21 protein-coding genes and 1 pseudogene are annotated in these 17,506 nt (G+C 32.8%); 5 read left to right on the top strand and 17 right to left on the bottom strand.

The annotated features are described in order from the left end of the window. Positions 1–169 precede the first annotated feature (169 nt). The gene (locus tag ACQVV1_RS16280) at positions 170–1,597 is read right to left on the bottom strand and encodes an IS4 family transposase (RefSeq protein WP_431169151.1); all 1,428 of its coding nucleotides are present in this window, start codon (positions 1,595–1,597) and stop codon (positions 170–172) included. A gap of 145 nt (positions 1,598–1,742) precedes the next feature. Beyond that, complete coding sequence (locus ACQVV1_RS16285; protein WP_431169152.1) at positions 1,743–2,120, bottom strand: YxeA family protein; 378 nt, start codon at positions 2,118–2,120, stop codon at positions 1,743–1,745. Positions 2,121–2,440: 320 nt separating this feature from the next. Between ACQVV1_RS16285 and ACQVV1_RS16290 the strand changes: the two are divergent. Beyond that, positions 2,441–2,770: pseudogene (locus ACQVV1_RS16290) on the top strand (Tn3 family transposase); the annotation flags it as partial. Between the two features lie 315 nt (positions 2,771–3,085). Here the strand turns inward: ACQVV1_RS16290 and ACQVV1_RS16295 are convergent. From ACQVV1_RS16295 to ACQVV1_RS16315, 5 genes are all read right to left on the bottom strand, one after another. Then, positions 3,086–3,388: a hypothetical protein gene (locus tag ACQVV1_RS16295; protein WP_416809794.1), complete on the bottom strand. Its 303-nt coding sequence runs from the start codon at positions 3,386–3,388 to the stop codon at positions 3,086–3,088. A gap of 155 nt (positions 3,389–3,543) precedes the next feature. Beyond that, complete coding sequence (locus tag ACQVV1_RS16300; protein WP_002170404.1) at positions 3,544–3,741, bottom strand: hypothetical protein; 198 nt, start codon at positions 3,739–3,741, stop codon at positions 3,544–3,546. 357 nt (positions 3,742–4,098) lie between these two features. Further along, positions 4,099–4,422, bottom strand: coding sequence for a hypothetical protein (locus ACQVV1_RS16305; RefSeq protein WP_431169153.1), 324 nt, complete (start codon positions 4,420–4,422; stop codon positions 4,099–4,101). A gap of 140 nt (positions 4,423–4,562) precedes the next feature. Beyond that, on the bottom strand, positions 4,563–4,886 hold the full coding sequence (locus tag ACQVV1_RS16310) for a hypothetical protein (RefSeq protein ID WP_431169154.1): 324 nt from the start codon (positions 4,884–4,886) through the stop codon (positions 4,563–4,565). Positions 4,887–4,906: 20 nt separating this feature from the next. Then, positions 4,907–7,831 carry a pre-toxin TG domain-containing protein gene (locus ACQVV1_RS16315; RefSeq protein WP_431169155.1) on the bottom strand — a complete coding sequence of 975 codons (2,925 nt, stop codon included), beginning with the start codon at positions 7,829–7,831 and terminating at the stop codon, positions 4,907–4,909. Positions 7,832–8,304: 473 nt separating this feature from the next. Here ACQVV1_RS16315 and ACQVV1_RS16320 point away from each other — a divergent pair, with 473 nt between their 5' ends. Beyond that, positions 8,305–8,619 (top strand): hypothetical protein, encoded by a 315-nt coding sequence (locus tag ACQVV1_RS16320; RefSeq protein WP_336376739.1) that lies wholly within the window; start codon positions 8,305–8,307, stop codon positions 8,617–8,619. Between the two features lie 153 nt (positions 8,620–8,772). Here the strand turns inward: ACQVV1_RS16320 and ACQVV1_RS16325 are convergent, their stop codons facing one another. From ACQVV1_RS16325 to ACQVV1_RS16335, 3 genes are all read right to left on the bottom strand, one after another. Beyond that, the gene (locus tag ACQVV1_RS16325) at positions 8,773–9,009 is read right to left on the bottom strand and encodes a hypothetical protein (protein ID WP_431169156.1); all 237 of its coding nucleotides are present in this window, start codon (positions 9,007–9,009) and stop codon (positions 8,773–8,775) included. Positions 9,010–9,142: 133 nt separating this feature from the next. Further along, entirely contained in the window at positions 9,143–9,580 is a 438-nt protein-coding gene (locus ACQVV1_RS16330; RefSeq protein ID WP_431169157.1) for a GNAT family N-acetyltransferase, read from the bottom strand. A gap of 52 nt (positions 9,581–9,632) precedes the next feature. Next, positions 9,633–9,803 carry a DUF4083 family protein gene (locus ACQVV1_RS16335; RefSeq protein WP_336376737.1) on the bottom strand — a complete coding sequence of 57 codons (171 nt, stop codon included), beginning with the start codon at positions 9,801–9,803 and terminating at the stop codon, positions 9,633–9,635. Between the two features lie 197 nt (positions 9,804–10,000). On the opposite strand from ACQVV1_RS16335, the gene ACQVV1_RS16340 reads away from it, so the two are divergent. Both ACQVV1_RS16340 and ACQVV1_RS16345 read left to right on the top strand, forming a co-directional pair. Beyond that, positions 10,001–10,516, top strand: a complete 516-nt coding sequence (locus ACQVV1_RS16340; RefSeq protein WP_431169158.1) for a hypothetical protein — start codon at positions 10,001–10,003, stop codon at positions 10,514–10,516. A gap of 164 nt (positions 10,517–10,680) precedes the next feature. Next, positions 10,681–10,860, top strand: a complete 180-nt coding sequence (locus ACQVV1_RS16345; protein WP_431169159.1) for a DUF8096 family protein — start codon at positions 10,681–10,683, stop codon at positions 10,858–10,860. A gap of 67 nt (positions 10,861–10,927) precedes the next feature. On the opposite strand, the gene ACQVV1_RS16350 is transcribed toward ACQVV1_RS16345, so the two are convergent. The 4 genes from ACQVV1_RS16350 to ACQVV1_RS16365 form a co-directional block, all read right to left on the bottom strand. Further along, positions 10,928–11,185 carry a hypothetical protein gene (locus tag ACQVV1_RS16350; RefSeq protein ID WP_206772742.1) on the bottom strand — a complete coding sequence of 86 codons (258 nt, stop codon included), beginning with the start codon at positions 11,183–11,185 and terminating at the stop codon, positions 10,928–10,930. Positions 11,186–11,318: 133 nt separating this feature from the next. Next, complete coding sequence (locus tag ACQVV1_RS16355; RefSeq protein WP_431169160.1) at positions 11,319–11,918, bottom strand: HNH endonuclease signature motif containing protein; 600 nt, start codon at positions 11,916–11,918, stop codon at positions 11,319–11,321. Beyond that, positions 11,915–12,499: a recombinase family protein gene (locus ACQVV1_RS16360; protein ID WP_431169161.1), complete on the bottom strand. Its 585-nt coding sequence runs from the start codon at positions 12,497–12,499 to the stop codon at positions 11,915–11,917. Before ACQVV1_RS16360 ends, ACQVV1_RS16355 begins: the two co-directional genes overlap by 4 nt. Before the next feature lie 636 nt (positions 12,500–13,135). Next, positions 13,136–13,342, bottom strand: a complete 207-nt coding sequence (locus ACQVV1_RS16365; RefSeq protein ID WP_336376728.1) for a hypothetical protein — start codon at positions 13,340–13,342, stop codon at positions 13,136–13,138. 268 nt (positions 13,343–13,610) lie between these two features. On the opposite strand from ACQVV1_RS16365, the gene ACQVV1_RS16370 reads away from it, so the two are divergent. Beyond that, positions 13,611–13,748: a DUF3956 domain-containing protein gene (locus ACQVV1_RS16370; RefSeq protein ID WP_000376554.1), complete on the top strand. Its 138-nt coding sequence runs from the start codon at positions 13,611–13,613 to the stop codon at positions 13,746–13,748. 510 nt (positions 13,749–14,258) lie between these two features. Here ACQVV1_RS16370 and tnpB read toward each other — a convergent pair. The 3 genes from tnpB to ACQVV1_RS16385 all read right to left on the bottom strand — a co-directional run bounded on the left by tnpB (position 14,259) and on the right by ACQVV1_RS16385 (position 17,446). Then, positions 14,259–15,380 (bottom strand): IS200/IS605 family element RNA-guided endonuclease TnpB, encoded by a 1,122-nt coding sequence (gene tnpB, locus ACQVV1_RS16375; RefSeq protein ID WP_252209323.1) that lies wholly within the window; start codon positions 15,378–15,380, stop codon positions 14,259–14,261. Between the two features lie 1,216 nt (positions 15,381–16,596). Further along, positions 16,597–16,953: a PH domain-containing protein gene (locus ACQVV1_RS16380; protein WP_336376727.1), complete on the bottom strand. Its 357-nt coding sequence runs from the start codon at positions 16,951–16,953 to the stop codon at positions 16,597–16,599. A 109-nt stretch (positions 16,954–17,062) separates the two neighbouring features. After that, on the bottom strand, positions 17,063–17,446 hold the full coding sequence (locus tag ACQVV1_RS16385; protein ID WP_431114044.1) for an ArpU family phage packaging/lysis transcriptional regulator: 384 nt from the start codon (positions 17,444–17,446) through the stop codon (positions 17,063–17,065). Positions 17,447–17,506 lie beyond the last annotated feature (60 nt).

Consider the following 17,506-nt stretch of genomic DNA (forward strand, 5'->3'; position numbering starts at 1 on the left):
TATTTCACACTTAAATCAATCTATTATTGGGGTAACACCACATTGCTATCAAGCTAAGTTTATGTAAAATCAATTTCGGGTGAGAAGATATCTATTTTTTAAAAACTAATTGTATATTATTTAATGAATTGCATACGAAATAAACCCTAATGGGTTTTGATTTTTTAAATTAAGCTGCATGATTATGAGACATGGAATAATTGTATACGACGCCTAAAATATCAAAGACTGTTTTCTTCTCGTACCTATGAGATTTTCGCCCGTTTTGCTGTAGAAGATTAAACAGGCGAAGTAGTATCTTTGATAACTTTTGGGTGTTTTTTTGTATTGTTTGAAATAGAAGAAAGTAATCTTTAATCATATATATCGCTTTATATTCACTAAGCTCTCGTTTTTTCTTCATGAGGAGTAATTGACGCATTTGAAACATGATAGAAGAACAAAGTAGAATGGCAATCAATTGACCATACAAATGGCATTCCAATCGTTCTAGTTTTATTTTTTTACAATGATGAATTTGAAAAAATGATTTCCACGTTTTAAAGATAATCTCTATTTGCCAACGCAAAGAATACCAATCATGTACGTGTCCCATCGGGACAATATCTGTAGGGGTGTTTGTCATATATACATTTATACCACTGAGCCGTTTACTACGAGGAGAATATGTCATTCCTTTCTTTTTCTCTCGAATAGCCTGATCTCGTAGGCGTTTTTGTTGTTGTTCTTTGGTAAGTCGATGGACGATGACACGAGTTGGTACTTTGTCATTCATCCCTACATAAGCATCTGTTATTTCATAGGTTTGCCCTGAGTGTAGAGAATTCATCAAATTCTCTATATCTAACTGAATGTATTGTGTATTCTTTTTTATTCGTCCATCTTGAAAGTAATCTGGGTTAGGATTTTTCTGATAAATACGTGTATTGGATTTAATACGAGAGATATAGTAAGCTTTCTTATCATGTATATGTTGAAGATCTTTGAGGTGAAAATAGCCTAAATCTCGAATACACAAATCATTTGCTTTCACAGTCGGAACGCACAAAGAACCGTAGGTTCGATCATGTTGTTTACCTGGGCCTGTATGAATGTGAAGAAACTGTCCGCTTAAAAGATCATATTCAAGTTGAATTTTCACACCAGCCTTATGGCTACAACCTCCTGCACCAGGATAAGTCGATGAAAATACATCTGGAAGTTGAAACGCAGTGGAATCTAAGATGCGAATACGCTTAAAAATAGAATTATATGAAGAAGAAAACAGCCTAGGTGAAAATAATTTTTGGTTCAGAAGTTTAGCTAATACTTGTTGTAGAAACTGCACGGCTGCGGAGTTAAATCTTTGATTTAGTCCTTCAGGACTTATGAATACTTCTGTTGATGCTTCTAAACAACTACATAACTGGGTTAAGGAAGTTTTTGCTACACTTTGGCTTAGCCATACGCATAAAGCTATTAAATCTTTTGCTTGATACTTACTAGTTCGCTGAACAAAACCAACATCTCTAGCAAGATCCCGTAAGGTATTTGGAGATAAAAAACTTTGAATCTCTTGAGCAAATAGTTGTAATTCATCAGATACAGAAATAGACATACAAAAACGCCATCCTTTCCTATGATTCTACAGAAAGAATAGCGTATTTTTTCATTTTAGGGGATATTTTATTCTGCTAGTTTAATAGCGATATGGTGCTACCTCATCCGTGTATAAGAGAGTATCCTTTATTTTGATTGGGTAATTATTTAATATGTAATTTTTCTTTTACTTTTGAAGGTAAATCGTCTTTTTGAACTTCCTCATAGGATTTTACTTCTTTATGATTTATCTCTGCATTGTTGTTATCCTGTTGATCGATATAAAGGCGTATGAAGGCATTTTCCTTAAGGGGGGTATCTTCTGGTTTTACACTCCCAAATGTAACTGTTTTTTCTACTCCATCCTTATTATAAGTAGATAAAGTATAGAAACGTTGGTTACCTTGTACCTCACCTTTGTTTGTTATTTGTACATAGTATTGTTCTGTTCCCATTCTATTTATAGTAGGTGATCTTTCGCACCCTATAGCAAAACTAGAAAACAGTACGAATAATATAAATATAACTAATGATTTTTTCATATAACTCTCTCCTTATCTTTGTATATGGAAATTATAGTAAAGGATTTATAGTGAAGAAATTGATTTTAGTGACATTAATATTACAAAATTGTAAGGGTTATTAGGGGGGCACCATACATACCCATCAACTTAAAAATTTTATAACACCCCCAGGATGAAAATTTCGTGTATTTTTAATAGAAAACGGCTTATTTTTTCGTTTAGGGGGTATTTGCTTTTCTAAGCTTGATAGTGATGGGGTACCGCCAGCATTTCGGAAAAAAACCACGCTAAGAGAAGTTATCTGAAAAAAGAGCCGGAATTTACCCCGTTAAGAGTAAATTACAGCTAGTACAAATAAAGTGGAAGCATATAATGGTTTTTCAAAGTGGTTATTCTTTGGTGGGGATGGGATTATTACTGAAAATGATCCAGTAGAACAAGAAAAACGTATTAAATATAATGATCTCGTTGCCAATGCAGTCATTTTTCAAAATGTCGTTGATATTACCATGATTTTATGGCAACTCAAAAGAGAAGGTTATCGATTCTCACGAGAAGATCTGGTGATGTTAAGTCCATATATGACGAAACATATAAAACGTTTTGGCGATTATGTGATTGATTTACAAAACATTCCACAACCAATAGAAGAGAATATACCTGTATAAAAGATAAACGGGTCATAACATGGAAATAAAAACCAGTATATGACCCGTTTTTACACGTATCTCGGCTGAACCCCTTATTCACTTTAATATGTTAATTATTTTTTGTTGTCTTGTTAGTTAAAGGGGTACTTAGTACAAAAAATAACCGTAGATAGTAGCACGAACACTGTTCTTGTTATAATTAATTTTTTTCAGAACGTCTATAATCCTCTTTTAAAAAATATATGTAAATATAATAAAAAACGAATGATTAATAGAAATATTCTACGCCACTCGTTTTTTATCGGACTTCTTTTTACTGTACTTTTATTTTCTTTATGAGTTATTAGAAAAATAATTGTCTATATAAGTCTTTATTTTTTCAAAATCCTTTTCCATAAATAAGATTGCTGGTACTTCAATTATTGGAAGATTATTTTCATTATCAAAAGGTGGACACGGTTTGGGAACTACCAAATAGTCAACTGAGCTTTTATCCCTAATATAATTAATTGAAACATCATAATACTTAGAAAAATATTCCTTCAAATCATCCTGATTCCTTAAAAATGGTAGAGAAAATATTGAACCATAATTTATACCAGCGTCGACAATTAATACAAAGCATATTTTTTTCATGATACACCCTCCTCGTATAATAAGTTTTAAGTTAATAACTGTTCCTTGAAAATTAAATAGTTTTTATCTTCAAGAGCTACATCAAAAAAATGATGTATGGGTAAAATTTAGTCTTGGATACTGGGGGATTTCCCTACCTTATTCAAAGAAAGGCATTACATGCTATTCCGAATGCAATAAAACAAATAAAATACTAAGACAACAACAGTAATAATACTCGATGCTGTTCTGAAAGTTTTGTTTTCATACGTTTTATTTAACAAGAAGAAGAACAAAACGACCCAGACCCCGTTGGAAAAGAATGATGTTAGTGCATTGAAAACAACTCGAAACGCAAACATAGAGTCTTCCATTAGTTTTCCACCTCGATTTTTTCCTTATTATACCATTTATAAAAAGTGATGTGTCGTGTTTTTCTTGTATATTCTATCCATGCTCGGTTAACATAACGTCTCATTATCGGTAGCAAGGAAAAATGGGGCTCCTTACCCTCACAAGGGAACTTCCTTTTTTGGTTCCATGGGTCTATGCATTTTTTTATACATCCCTATCCTGGTGCGGTTTTAGGGTTCTCGTTTGTTACTGGATTAGCCGAAAAACTGTATAAACTCTTGTAGGGGTACGGAAACGATTCGAGGTATGAGGGGCCACTTTGGAAAAGTATTCAAAAATAAAAATCGTAGGAATTATCATTTCCTACGATTTTTTGATTAGAATTCTCTAATATTAATTGCAAAATGTGGTTTGAATCTCACTTCAATTGCTTGTTTCTCTTCATAGCACTGAATATGGAGTGTTTCATTGTGAGTATAGACTCTTTCTACAAATTCCATATTAACGTCAAATACACATCCTTCATTATAAGAAAGACTTAATTTAATTGTATTTTCATAAACTGACATAATCATTATTAATTTAAATCCTAAGTGATCCATTTTACGATACAGATATATACCTGCACCTTCAATTAAAAAGTCTTCTGGCTCACTCTCAAATAGCTCTAATAACTCATACTTATCATATTTTATGTTCAATTTTTAACCTACTTTCTTCAATTAATGGCACTAATTTCTATATTGTCATGTCCCATTTTTTATAGCATGTGAATATGTATGGTGTTCTAAGTTTTAAACATAAAATAAAAAGGATCAAGAAAATGATCCTTTTTATTATTTTAAAATTTAGTTTGTAATGAAAAATTTGGTTTAAAAGAAATTTGTAATAGTTGTTTTTCGTTTTCATCGTAAACTTTCAAAGTATTTTCCGAAGTTTTTATTTTATTTACATTAACCACTACAATATCGTAAATAAGTGATTTTAAATTCTCATGCGTCAATTCAAGGCTTACATAGTTTTCATAAACAGATATAAATAATTCCAAGGTATATCCTGACGTATCTGTTGAGTTGTAACTATATATACTTGCATCAGCATCTATCAACGTAGGTTCATTACAGAAAATCTCTAATAATTCCAATTCATCATAAATAATTCCCATCGCGATGGCTCCTTTTATCCTTAATAAGGGACAACGGTTACTACATCACCTTTACCATTAGTAATGACCCTAGCGTCGCGTCCAGTATGTTCCCATGAATCAGGTTTATTTCCAGGTTTTTTTGTCCCATTTTTGATTATATCCTCTACTACAGAAGGTGTAATACCTCTTGGATCCACAAATTCTTTAAATTTCTGTGTACCAGGTACAAGCCCTCTACTTTTCGCGCGCGCCTCTAATTCAGCGCGTACTTGTATTGTATCGGGAGCCATTCTTTCTAAAGCATGCTCAGAATATTTACGACCATTGATGACCCCTCCACCTCTTGGCATACTCCATCCAATACCTGAAGTTCCTTTTGTTGCATTTTCAATAGCTTTTCCTTTCTTCTCAAGGTCACCAATCTTTCCTACAACTTTACCAATTACACGTGAAGTACCACCTGATACAACGGCTAGTGTACCCCATCCGTAATCTTCTGGTCCATATTTTCTATCTGTTACCAGGTCTTTACCGTTGATTAGCTGACCAATTTCTTTTCCTGTTCCTATACCTGGTGTAATATCTAAAATAAACGATAAATCTCCATCATTTGCACGATTATAAATACGAGATGGATCTCCACCTAAATCACGCAATGCATTATTTAAATTAATATTTCCAATGTTAACTGCTGCAGTAGGGATATTATACTTATGTCGGACAACTTTAGAAGCTGTGTCCATAAACGCATTTCCAAAATCTAATCCAGTATTTACGTCATTATAAATACCCGGTACTCTTTCTTGAAATGCTTGTAAATCTTTTGCTATGACTGGAACATTTTTTCTTGTTACTTGTACAAGTTCCTCCATCCCAGGTTTCGCCTGATCTATGGAGTGTTTCAATCGAATCGCACTTGTTGCAATGTTTCCTAAATCCTCAAATGTACCATTATCGTGTAATACTTGCTGAATACGCTTATGACTCTCTGCTAATTCATGAATCGAATCTGCAATTTGTTTTAAATAAATATTACATTGGTCTTGAAATTTTCCTACGTTTTGTATATCTTCTCTAATTACGTCATAAATTTGATTGTTAAACTCCACCATTTGAGTAAGAGATTTTAACACTTCTTCCTGGAATCGAACCATTTCATGAGATTTTCTTAATATTTGTTCTGAAAAATGATTTGCTCGTTCTTCCCCATATATGCCAGCTCTTTCTGCGTCAGCAATAAACATAGTAATGAGTTGATGCATTTCTTCTTTTGTTAAACGGTCCCAATCATTTTTTACTTTTTGTTGTAAGTCTTTCATTTTCTTTTGAAAATCAATAACTATAGCCTTTTGCTCTTCTAAAGAAGAAATTCGATTATCAATATCTGCAGCAATATTATTATAAGTATTTGCATCATCAATAATGCCATTTTCCATTTTCTGCAATACATCTACCGTATTATTTAAAAGTGTTTGATCGCTTTTTATATAATCAAAAACACCTTCAAAAATTTTGAGTTTGCCCCCTAGCAAAGTTAGAGGTTTTTTCGCTTCTTGGTCAAAAATAATGGCATCATGAATCCGTACATATCCTTTTTCACCTTTATACATTACTTCATACCAAGAAGCAACTTTTCCTGTTACTTCTATTAATTCACCAGTACTTACACGCTTTGCTCGTAAAACTTTCTTTAAATCTGGTTCTGGATACACTTTTTTTACAGGGGATTCTAATGTGATCCATCCTTTTACCATTTCTCCATCTTTATTAAAAGAGAAAACCTTATCTTTATAAGTAAAATCTCCGGTTTGTAAGGAACCATTCGGATGTAACAAATACCAATCGTATTCCATTTTCATCCAACCGCTTTTCTGTTCATGAGATTCATCAAAATAATACGGTTTTTCATTTACAAAGCGAAGTCCAGAACTTAAAAAACCACCTTCATTGAAATAATACATTTTTCCATCAATGGATTGTGCACCTGTTTGCATCACACCTGATGGACTAAAATAATACGTCCCTGTAGGTAATTTTATCCAACCTGTTTGCATGATTCCGTTATCATCAAAATAATATTTTTTCTCATCTATAACTTGAAATCCCTTGGCTGGTTGTCCATCTTTTCGAAAATAAATCCACTTGTTATTATCTTTTTGAACCCATCCTTGCGTATTATCTAACAAGATAGTCGACTTTATTTTGTCTAGAAAATCTAGATTTTCATATAAAACTTTTATGTCTTCATCTATTCGCTTATCAATATTTTTTATAACGTTAGGAGGGAAGTATTTTTCGGGATCCTTTTTATATTCTGTTGTCATAAATAGTGAAAGATTCATTCCTTCTTTAACAACATCCCAGGAACGTGTTGAATTTTCTCCTAGGACTACAGATTCAAAAATTCTTACATACCCTATTTCCCCTTGGTATTTTACTTGATACCAAATACCTTGTTTACCAATAACCTCTAGTAAATCCCCGTCTTTTACTGGTTTCGACTCAAATAAAAATTTTGTTTCTGGTTTGGGATACATTCTTTTAATTTTAGAACGTAATGTAATCCATCCTTTTTCCATTTCTCCATACTTATTAATTTCAAATTGTTTCCCTTGATAGGTAATAACACCCGTTGCATATTTACCATCACGTATATAACTCCAAGCTGTTCCAGAAAAACTCCATCCTGTTTGCAATTTTCCTGGTTCTTTGTAATGCATCCATTCATTTCCGACTAATTTTTTGCCTTCAAACAGTCTACCATCTTTAAAGAAATCATATTCTATGCCATCTAATGTGATTTTTTCTGTTCTTTTACTGCCATCTTTTTCGTAATAATACCAATTCTCTTTTTCCTTCACCCAGCCTACTTTATTTAAAACTTCGGCTGCTTCTGTAAACGTTGGTGCATAGGTAGAAAATAATAAAAATAATGATACTATAAGTCCTATGAATTTCTTCATACTCGCATCTCCTTATCAATTCATTAAAAACCTTTTAATTATATATTAAATTTTATTGTTATTGCAATGATGAATATAAATATATATAATTGCATATTCTCCTTCTCAATAGAGTGTACCCTATTGAGAAGTAATCCCTTTCCTTGATATTATTAGTCTCAGAGACTCTCAATAACACTTATAAAAAATACAATTGAAATTATGGGACAGGAAGAATTCTTATTACAAGCTGTAAAATCTTATATAAGCGATTTAGAACAACGACAAATATTTATTAAGAAGAAAAAGCGTAGAAATTGAATCTTTCTACGCTTTTTAAAGTATTCAATTTACATACTCATTTCCGTGAAATCACCATATGCACTATCAACTTAATAGGAATGTTAATTATTTTAAATTAAGCCAATCTTTGCAGAAAAACCCTATATACTATATGAGTGTATATAGAAAACATACTTAAAGGAGAACAGAACATGATAAAACATATACTCAGTTTCATACTTGGAACATTTGTTATGATAATTGGTTCCTTTTGGGTTATTCCCTACACCCTTGAAGCAATTGACAGTAATGTAAGCTATATTACTCATGACAAAAAGTATTTTAGTAAGTTATATGAATATGACATTAACCTTTGGATGATTGCAATGCTTATATTTTGCATTTTTACTGCGATTTCTGTTCTTATACTCAAGTTACCCGATTATAAGAAAAATAAAAGCACTCCTATAAAAAAATATAGTCAAACAAATGGGCGAAAAAAAACAAAGAGAAGGCGTCGTAAATAATCGTTTTTTATGTTAGAGTTTTTACTTCCAAAAATATCTTAGCGTATAATAACCGCGTTTTGACGTTGGTACCCCTTAATGGGACCGCTATACTTAATTAAAAACTCATCAATTACTTTAATTTCGTATTCTGCATCTATAGTATCCATTTTCCTAGTGGGAATTTTCTGAATGTTTAAGTTTGAAAATATCACGCTCTGGAATGTGTTTGTATAGCATGTTTTCTTCTTTGACAAGAATATCATAAGAATGATAGTCGTGTTCAATCGAGCCGCCAAAATCTCTAATGTCAATTGTTCCAATGAGCATCTTATTTCCGAATTTAAATGAAACTTTTTCACCTAATTGGAACTTCATTGGTGGAAGATCTCTATCTTTTTTATAATACATGTGTTTCACTCCTGTCATTTTTTAAAAGCCAAGGTACAGTCAGCAGTTTAGAAAAAAACCACGCTAAGCAAAAAATAAAATAAGCTATCTATTTAGACTACTTATTTATATAATTTTCGTTATCGAAAGTTCATTATTTGCAGGTTAAACTCATTGAAATCTGTCGATCTATAAAACCGAGTTCTTTATATAATTCTCTTGCAAAGTTCTTTACATGAACATTTAATCGTATTTCTTTATATCCTTTTAAAAACAATTCGTCTATACCTGCTTGCATCAATTTCTTTGAAAGCTTTTGGCCACGATACTCTGGTAAAATGTATAATTCGTAAATGAATCCTACACTTTCTTGTGAAAAGTAATCTTTACCACTGCCAATTAGAATCCATCCTTTTAAGTCGTCACCATCTTTGGATACTAGGTAGTATGCCCCTTGCTCTAATGTTGTTTGTACAATTTCTTTTACCCGTTCATGTGTAGGTTTAAAGGTCTTAGCAGTTCCTTCGTATAAAGCATTATCTGATCTTACTAGAATTTCATTAAGATCATTTTTACTAGCCTGTTTAATCATATTTTTTCGCCTCCTAATATTAAAGCAACCCCCCTCCTGTTAGGAGAGATGGTCAATCTTTGTTATGTTTTTCTAACATTTGAATAATCTTATCTAACTTTTGCTCAACTGGATCTTGATTTTTACGATTGCTGGTATGCCGAATTATACGTATAATCCCGCCAAACAGTGCGCCAATGATTATCGCAATAATAGTGTAAGAAATAGTGGTTCCTAAAGACATTATTCAGAACCCCCTTTTTCCTTATTATACCCTTTGAGAGAAGTGATATGTTCTGTATTTTAGGTTGTATATTCTATGCATGCAATGTTCACTTAACGTCTCATTATCGGTAGTAAGGAATGAGGCGGAATCTTCAATTAGGATGATGATATAATTAAGTGGGAATTTACTTTATTTTATAATTTATGAGGTGGAAAATGGACTCTTTAAAAATAAATAAATTTAAATATATTATCTCTAACATCAAAGATATTCTGTATAAAAAGCTCACTCTTGATAAACCGATAACTAAAGATGAGGTGAAAAAATTAAACCTAGTTAATCCTACTGTATGCGAAAATGAGAAGTATCTCATACAGGCACGGTGGTTTTGTAGTATGAATATCGGAGAGTGGGAAGATGTAGAAGTTATCATTCAAGGAAATAATGAAAATCCCAATGTTGAGATTATCGATATGGCAGAAAAAATATTCGATGAACTCTATCTCCATATAAGCTGTGCATTAAAATATCTACAGAAATTCTTCCCTAATCAAGAATTGAAGAACTACTACCTATCCACAATATCTTTTGGAAAGATGGCTAATATTGACGATTATATATTGCCAGGTTTTAGTTTAGCGTTTATTTATGAAGGCACTTATGAGTTTCAGTATAAAGTAAAATTTAAAGACAATGGATGGCCGATCGGTTTTGAAGGTGGGCCACTTTAATAATCATAGATAATTTTTCTTATTGTGGGATTTAAAATAAAAATTAACTGTTTGTAAAAAAGTTGCAATGCTTTTTCTCTTACAAAATAAAAGGTGTCCACTATATGAACACTTCATGTTATTATAGGTAAATATTAATTTAGATTGATATACAGGTGAAACTAATGGAAAATAAACAACTTGAACAAAAGTACGACCTTAGCAAGATATACACATACAAAGAGCATCCTGATAAAATCAGCGGTCGCTGTGATAATTGCGGCAATTCCGCATTCAAAAGTTCCATTAAAAATTTCATCTTCTTAAGAGAATGCCGTCATTGTGGTATGAAGAAAATCATCTAGCCCCTAGGTAGGGAGTTTTCCTTTATAAAATAAAAAGCAGCTATTAGGCTACTTAAGGTTTGTCTTATCACCAAATAAAATGATATATATATTCTCCCGTTATACTTTCATCAACTCCTGCAACTCTAGCAAATCTCATCAAGTCAGCCCCCTGAAGGAAATACATTGTTAGCATAATTGGCACCCGTGACCACATAAACCGATAAAGCTCATCCACCCTTTGCTTAGTCGTAACGATTAAATCATTCGCAGGTCCATTAATCCATGCAGTTGTCCTAACTGAAGTAAACGGAAGATCTTTCCCATTAACCACTATCCTCGCCATAATATGTGTTATATCCACATCGATCCCTCATTCCAAGAACCAAATCTGTTTCCATATTTACATAAGTATTCAACGCTATAAGAAATGTTTAAAATGCTTCTTTATAAAATAAAAAAGCAGCGGATTCGCTACTTTAAGAATAATCTTTCATCATTTGTTCTTTCATATCTAATTCATCTTTGTACATCAATACAAGCGCCAATGCTGTATCATAGTACGTTTTCTTACTAATAGAGGTGTTACAAGCACAATTTTCACTGACAAAATTTTTAAATTCATCATTTTCTTCACCAAACATAAATGATAGCTTCTTTTCATTGATCTCGTATTTAATCAAGCATTGTGCCATTCTTTCAATTAGCCCCATGTTAGTACCAAATATATGTTTCTTTCGTTCTCTATTCAACCAATTCATATATAAATTTTTTGATTTAACATCTAAGTCGTCCCTGTTGCAATGTTCGCATAAAAATATCATATTACTAGGATGACAAGTACCTCCTACTGCATTAGGTATGATATGTGCTTTAACGAATCCGTTGGTCTTCTTATTCCAATAACCCTTTAGTTCAACGTCGTTGTTTATATCATTACAAATCATTTCACTGTTTTTTCTACAGCGAAAGCACTGCAATCCATCAATTTCAACATATGGAATGCCCTCGTCATCTTCTTTATCTAACCAATATCGCATAATGTCATAACCGCTTATATTTTTCCGTTTCCGACTCATACGTCATTCTCCTTTAGATTTTTTGATGACATATCCCGTTCTCGTATGTATCTATACAAAGTAGCTCTAGCAACATTAAACATCTCACAAACTTCCATCTTTGTCTTACCAGCAGCTAACATCTCCATCATACCTTGAATTTGCTGTGGGGTGTGAGCCTTCTTCCTTCCACCTTCTCTTCCTCTTTCTTTAGCAGCAGCTACACCACTAATAACACGTTCATTAATTACTTCACGTTCCATCTCAGCCATTGCACCGAATATATGGAATAAGAACCTTCCCATTGTTGTAGATGTATCAATGTCATCTTTAATAGAAACAAAGTGAATTCCCTTTTCATTAAATTCCTGAAGTAAATTAACAAGTTGGTGCATAGTTCTACCTAAGCGATCTAACTTATAAACCACTAAGGTATCATCTTTACGAAGTTTATTAAGAAGCATTTGAAGCTCCTTCCTATCCTTCTTCGCACCACTTTCTTTTTCAGTTATGACTTCTTCACAACCATATATTTCCAACTCATCTGATTGCATAACCAAACTTTGCTTTTTAGTCGATACCCTCGCATAACCGAATATCATTCCCTATCATCCTCTACTTTTGATACACTGCAATCATTGATATTTGGCTATTAATGATTACGTCTCACAATCAAATGTTTTTGAGACACATTAAATTATTTCAGAAGGTATTCTTTCATATAACACTAATCAAAAATTATGTTTTTAAATATTGGCTCAAATCTCGCGTTATCTGGAACATATAAAAAGAGAAATATCTTTCCTGCTCATACCTTAAAAGCATTGATCCAATAATGATGATATATAAACAATAGTCTGGTTGTTGGACAAATCTTTCTTAAAGGTATTTTCACATGTTTTAATTAAATAATGAAATTATCTAAAGGAGTGTTCTATATGAAATTCAAATTGAAATTTAAGTCTCAAAAAGGAACCGCGTTAAAAATCGCAATAAATAAAAATGTACAATATCCTAATTCAATAGAAAACATCTACTTTTCACTTCAAATTCTATATGTCCTTATTAAATTGGTACAAGCATTAGTTAATTAATTGAAGCTTGTATCTTCATTAATTGTGTTCGTTTGTTTTGTTAGATGTTCAATCAAATTGAAACGGTATCCTTCGAGTTAATAAGTACTAATAAAAACATAATAAAAAAGAGTGCGATTAAGATATGCACTCTTTCAAAAGATTTTACCAATCTCGATGTTCACCATGATCATGATCACGATCGCGGTCATGATCACGTCTACGACGACACTCATCACAATCGCAATCGCGTCTACAATGACAGTCATTAAAATCGTTTCTTCTGCGTCTACGGCCGCATCCGCAAAATACTAAATCATCCCAAAAGTTATTACAATCACGAGAATGTCCAAAATTCTTATTCCATCCCATAGATATGATTCCCTCCTCTAAAAATAGAATTCATCATATTCTATGAATAAAAGGTGAAAACAGCTTGTTTACTAGTCTATGTTTTGTGTTTTAGATTAATAATATTTCAATTTGCAGGTCTATCTCATCTCTCAATTTCCAACCGTTATGTTCATTTGTTTTTTTAAATAGGCTAATCTATCAATTATATTAAATCCATTAATCAAACTATTACATATTAATGATTCATACATATACTATAGTAGATTACTAGAAAGGAGGCGTAACCATGGATAGTTGCGTTGTGTTTGTAAATGGACAACCTTTTTTAGTTCTCTCAGTAGCTGGTATTGAAATTGCTAGATTGGAGATTTCTCTTCAGGTAGCATTGGCTCTAAGAGTGCTTGGAATACCAATCTGCGATTAATTACCACATCAAAAAAAGAGGGCATTAGCTCTCTTTTTTATTTTCCCCTTATCTTTTCTTAACAACGAAGAAGACACCACCAGATTACGGCAGCGCCTACGATAATTGCTATTGGTTTAATCATCCATAATTCCATCCAATTCATGGTTACTATTCTAAATAGACCAACGATATATTATAATCCTTTATATACCCAAGGAGGTTTATCATGCTCGGCTTTCATAAAAAACTACCCATCTTAGGATTCTTTTTGTTTTTATACGGTTTCATCGGTATCATCTTTTTATTACTATTCCTTAATGTGTAGGAACAAAACGTATAAATATATGTTTAATATGTAATTTTTATATAACAAAGAAAAAAGCATCCATAATGGATGCTTAATGTATACTAATATTAATATTGAATAGCTTCATTGATAGACTTTCTAGAACATTGAACTACCCCCACTTTCACTTCGTTTAGAAGTGAGGGATTCCTAAGTAAAGAGTTCTATCGAACTCTAATTGATTAGGCTAACCCCGCAGTCCTTGCGGTTAGAAGTCTTATTGCTTCATTCTTTATATTGATACTTGCGTTAATATCCCTATCATGGTGCATACGACAAGAAGGACAGTCCCATTTACGTAGGTTTAGATTTTTAACGTCTTTATTTTGATATCCACAACAAGAACATAATTGGCTGGAAGCAAATGTTTTCGATATGACAATGACTTGTTTGCCATACCATTTTGCTTTATATTCCAACATGGTTCGAAACTGTGACCAAGATACTTCACTAATTGCTTTTGCTAACTTATGATTCTTTAACATATTCGATACTTGCAAATCCTCTATACCGATAACATCGTGGCTTTTGATGATTTCAGTCGAGATTTTGTCTAAGTAATCTTTTCTAGCATTTGATATGTATTCATGAATTCTAGCTACTTTTACTCGTTGTTTATTCCAGCGAGAAGATCCTTTCATTCTTCTAGAAAGAACACGCTGTGCTTTCGCCAACTTATCTTCTAATGATCGGAAAAACTTCGGATTTTCATAGGGTGTTCCATCTGACAAAATGGCGAAATCTTTTAGTCCTACATCTATCCCAATGTAAGAATGTGTTTTCGGAAGTTCTTGTACTTCTGTTTCAACTAATAGTGACACAAAATATCTACCAGAAGGGTTTCGTCTAACAGTCGCATTTACAATACGTCCCTCTACTTCACGACTTTTGGCAAATCGAACAAGACCTAGTTTCGGCAACTTTATTTTGTTCCCTACAACGGCAATATTTTCATTTGTTTGTTTTGTGGTATAAGATTGTACGCTATTCTTCTTGGATTTGAAACGCGGGGCACTATTTTGTTTTTTGAAAAATCGTGTATACGCATCCGCAAGGTTGCGAACAGACGACTGAATCGCAATACTATCCACTTCTTTGAGCCAAACAAACTCTTTCTTCATGGCAGGAAGTTTGGCAGAGCATGTACCATATGTTAAACCTTTTCCAGTCTCTTTGTATGCGTGATCCCATAGGGATAGGAAATGATTGAATACAAAGCGAGAACAACCTATCGTTTTGTTAATTAGAATTGCTTGTGCTTGATTTGGATAGATACGAAACTTATAGGCTTTATTAATTATCATTTGATTCACCTCCATTTCGGGATATGACTATTATATACCAAACGTACATTCGATAGGTAGTGGAGTAAAACTTTCTGTAAGTCGAACAATTAAGATGGCTTCCTGCCATCCCTTGTTCGAAGCCAATTCATCTCCCACCTACTCACTGGGCTGTGACCCTTCACGCTCCTTGAGGAAGGAGTATTCTTGGCTAAAATGATAAAGTAAAATCAAAATTTTCATCTTTAACCACAGCAAATTTAATCTTCATTTTTCTTTCCCCATTTTTAACCAATCAATATTTAAAAATCAATATAATTATATATACTTTTATTAAATAATACAAAAAAATATTTTATCAATTTGCCCCTAGTTAACCAATCTAATAGAGAGAAATAAAAACAAAAGGATGAAGTTCCTCTTCCAAGGTCAAGATCACTCTCAACCTTCTCGTTTATACTCCGTAGAGCTAGCTCAATACTTCGGCTACTTAATGTCATTTTCGCCTTTGCTGACTAATATCGAATTATAAAGGATTTATATCCAAGACGTATGTGTTTCTTCCGACGCCTTGTTTGAACCAATACACTAGAGGGACGGAAGGGGAATGTTTCCGTTGTATTGGCTCAAACAAAGAGTGGAACTCTTTGTCCCCGTTTTAGTCATTAATAAGAATCGTGAGTAATTACTAATGTACGAGATCACGTATACAACCTTGTACCAGAAACGCGATGTTCATTCACTCAAGAACAACCACCCCATTTCCATTTTCAAGAACCGGTATAACAGAATAATAGACTTATATTCACTACCAACCCAGAGAGCAGGACAGTCTCTAAGCTGAATGGTAAATACAATAGAAACAGCATGACGGATGCGAGTTATCTCACACCGCGCCACACTGGAATATGTCATTATAAGTAATTCATTGGTCTTTTCGTCTTAACGCGGGTTCGTACCGCCTTGCCCGCCCTACTATGCGGTATACGTTACCGTGACATTCTCCCATCAGAACGTTTCACTACTAGGTGTACTAATCCTCTTCGATATGTTGTTGTCAAAGGGCTTGTACCTATACTTTACCGTCGATTTCATCTGCATAATTCCCCTTATTTTATCGGTTTTTTGTCGATGTTTTTTATTCCATAAAAAAAGCACCCCAATTTTCATGAGATGCATCTTTCTTATAAAGAATCTTGCTATTAAGTAAAACAAAAAGATAACATTTCCTTAACGATTATATCTTTGATTGAACTAGCTCATAAAATGAATTCACTTTTGATGGGGTAGAAAAATTATCAAATACAATAAAATCATCACCGGAATCCATTGTTATTTTTTTGATAAAAGGGATACTAGACATCTCTAAAACTATATCATTTGTATGACTGAAGTTATTCACCTCAGTGTATGCATATTCCCATTTAAGGCCTTTTCCAAACATATAGTCAGCACAAAACAATAACCTTTTATTTGTAGCAGCTAAAATTCCAGATCTACTAATATAACCAAGATTTATCGCACAATAAAGTGTAGAAATTACTTCTTCATTACTCTGTAAGTATCTTGTTACCATTTCCAAGTTCGCCTTCACTAGTAATCCTCCATATTTTTAGTATTAAATTATCAACACTGTACATCTATTTTATTATATATTACACTTTAACACTAACACGAAAGCATTCCAACAAAACCCCTTATATTCAAATCATCCCCAATGAAGTAGCAATCATTCGAATTGCATTTTTCTTCCTATTATAGAAGTGATCCTTCTTCATTGATAACTCATTATAGATAAAACTGTCCTTTAACTTCTCTCCATTCAAATACTTCATTTTAATAATCTCAGCCTCGTCATAATCCAATACGTATTTTAGTGCTTTCTCAATTTGCTTAAACTTAATATTACTCACATGTCTTGTATCCCTTATCTCTGGAAACAGACTGATTCCCTCTTGCTGTAGCTCCACTTCATTCTCAAAACGTGCTTTTAAGGCGCGGTATTCCTTTAGAATCTTCACTACTTCTTTCTGAACCTTCTTTTCTGTCTCTCTATCGATTGTTGGTAGTAAAGATAATTGTTCCATGAAGGAATCCCCCTATTTCATATTTTGGTTTTTATATTCACATCAGGTACGTGAAATTTT

This window comes from Bacillus basilensis (assembly GCF_050630465.1).
GTDB classification, from domain to species: domain Bacteria; phylum Bacillota; class Bacilli; order Bacillales; family Bacillaceae_G; genus Bacillus_A; species Bacillus_A basilensis.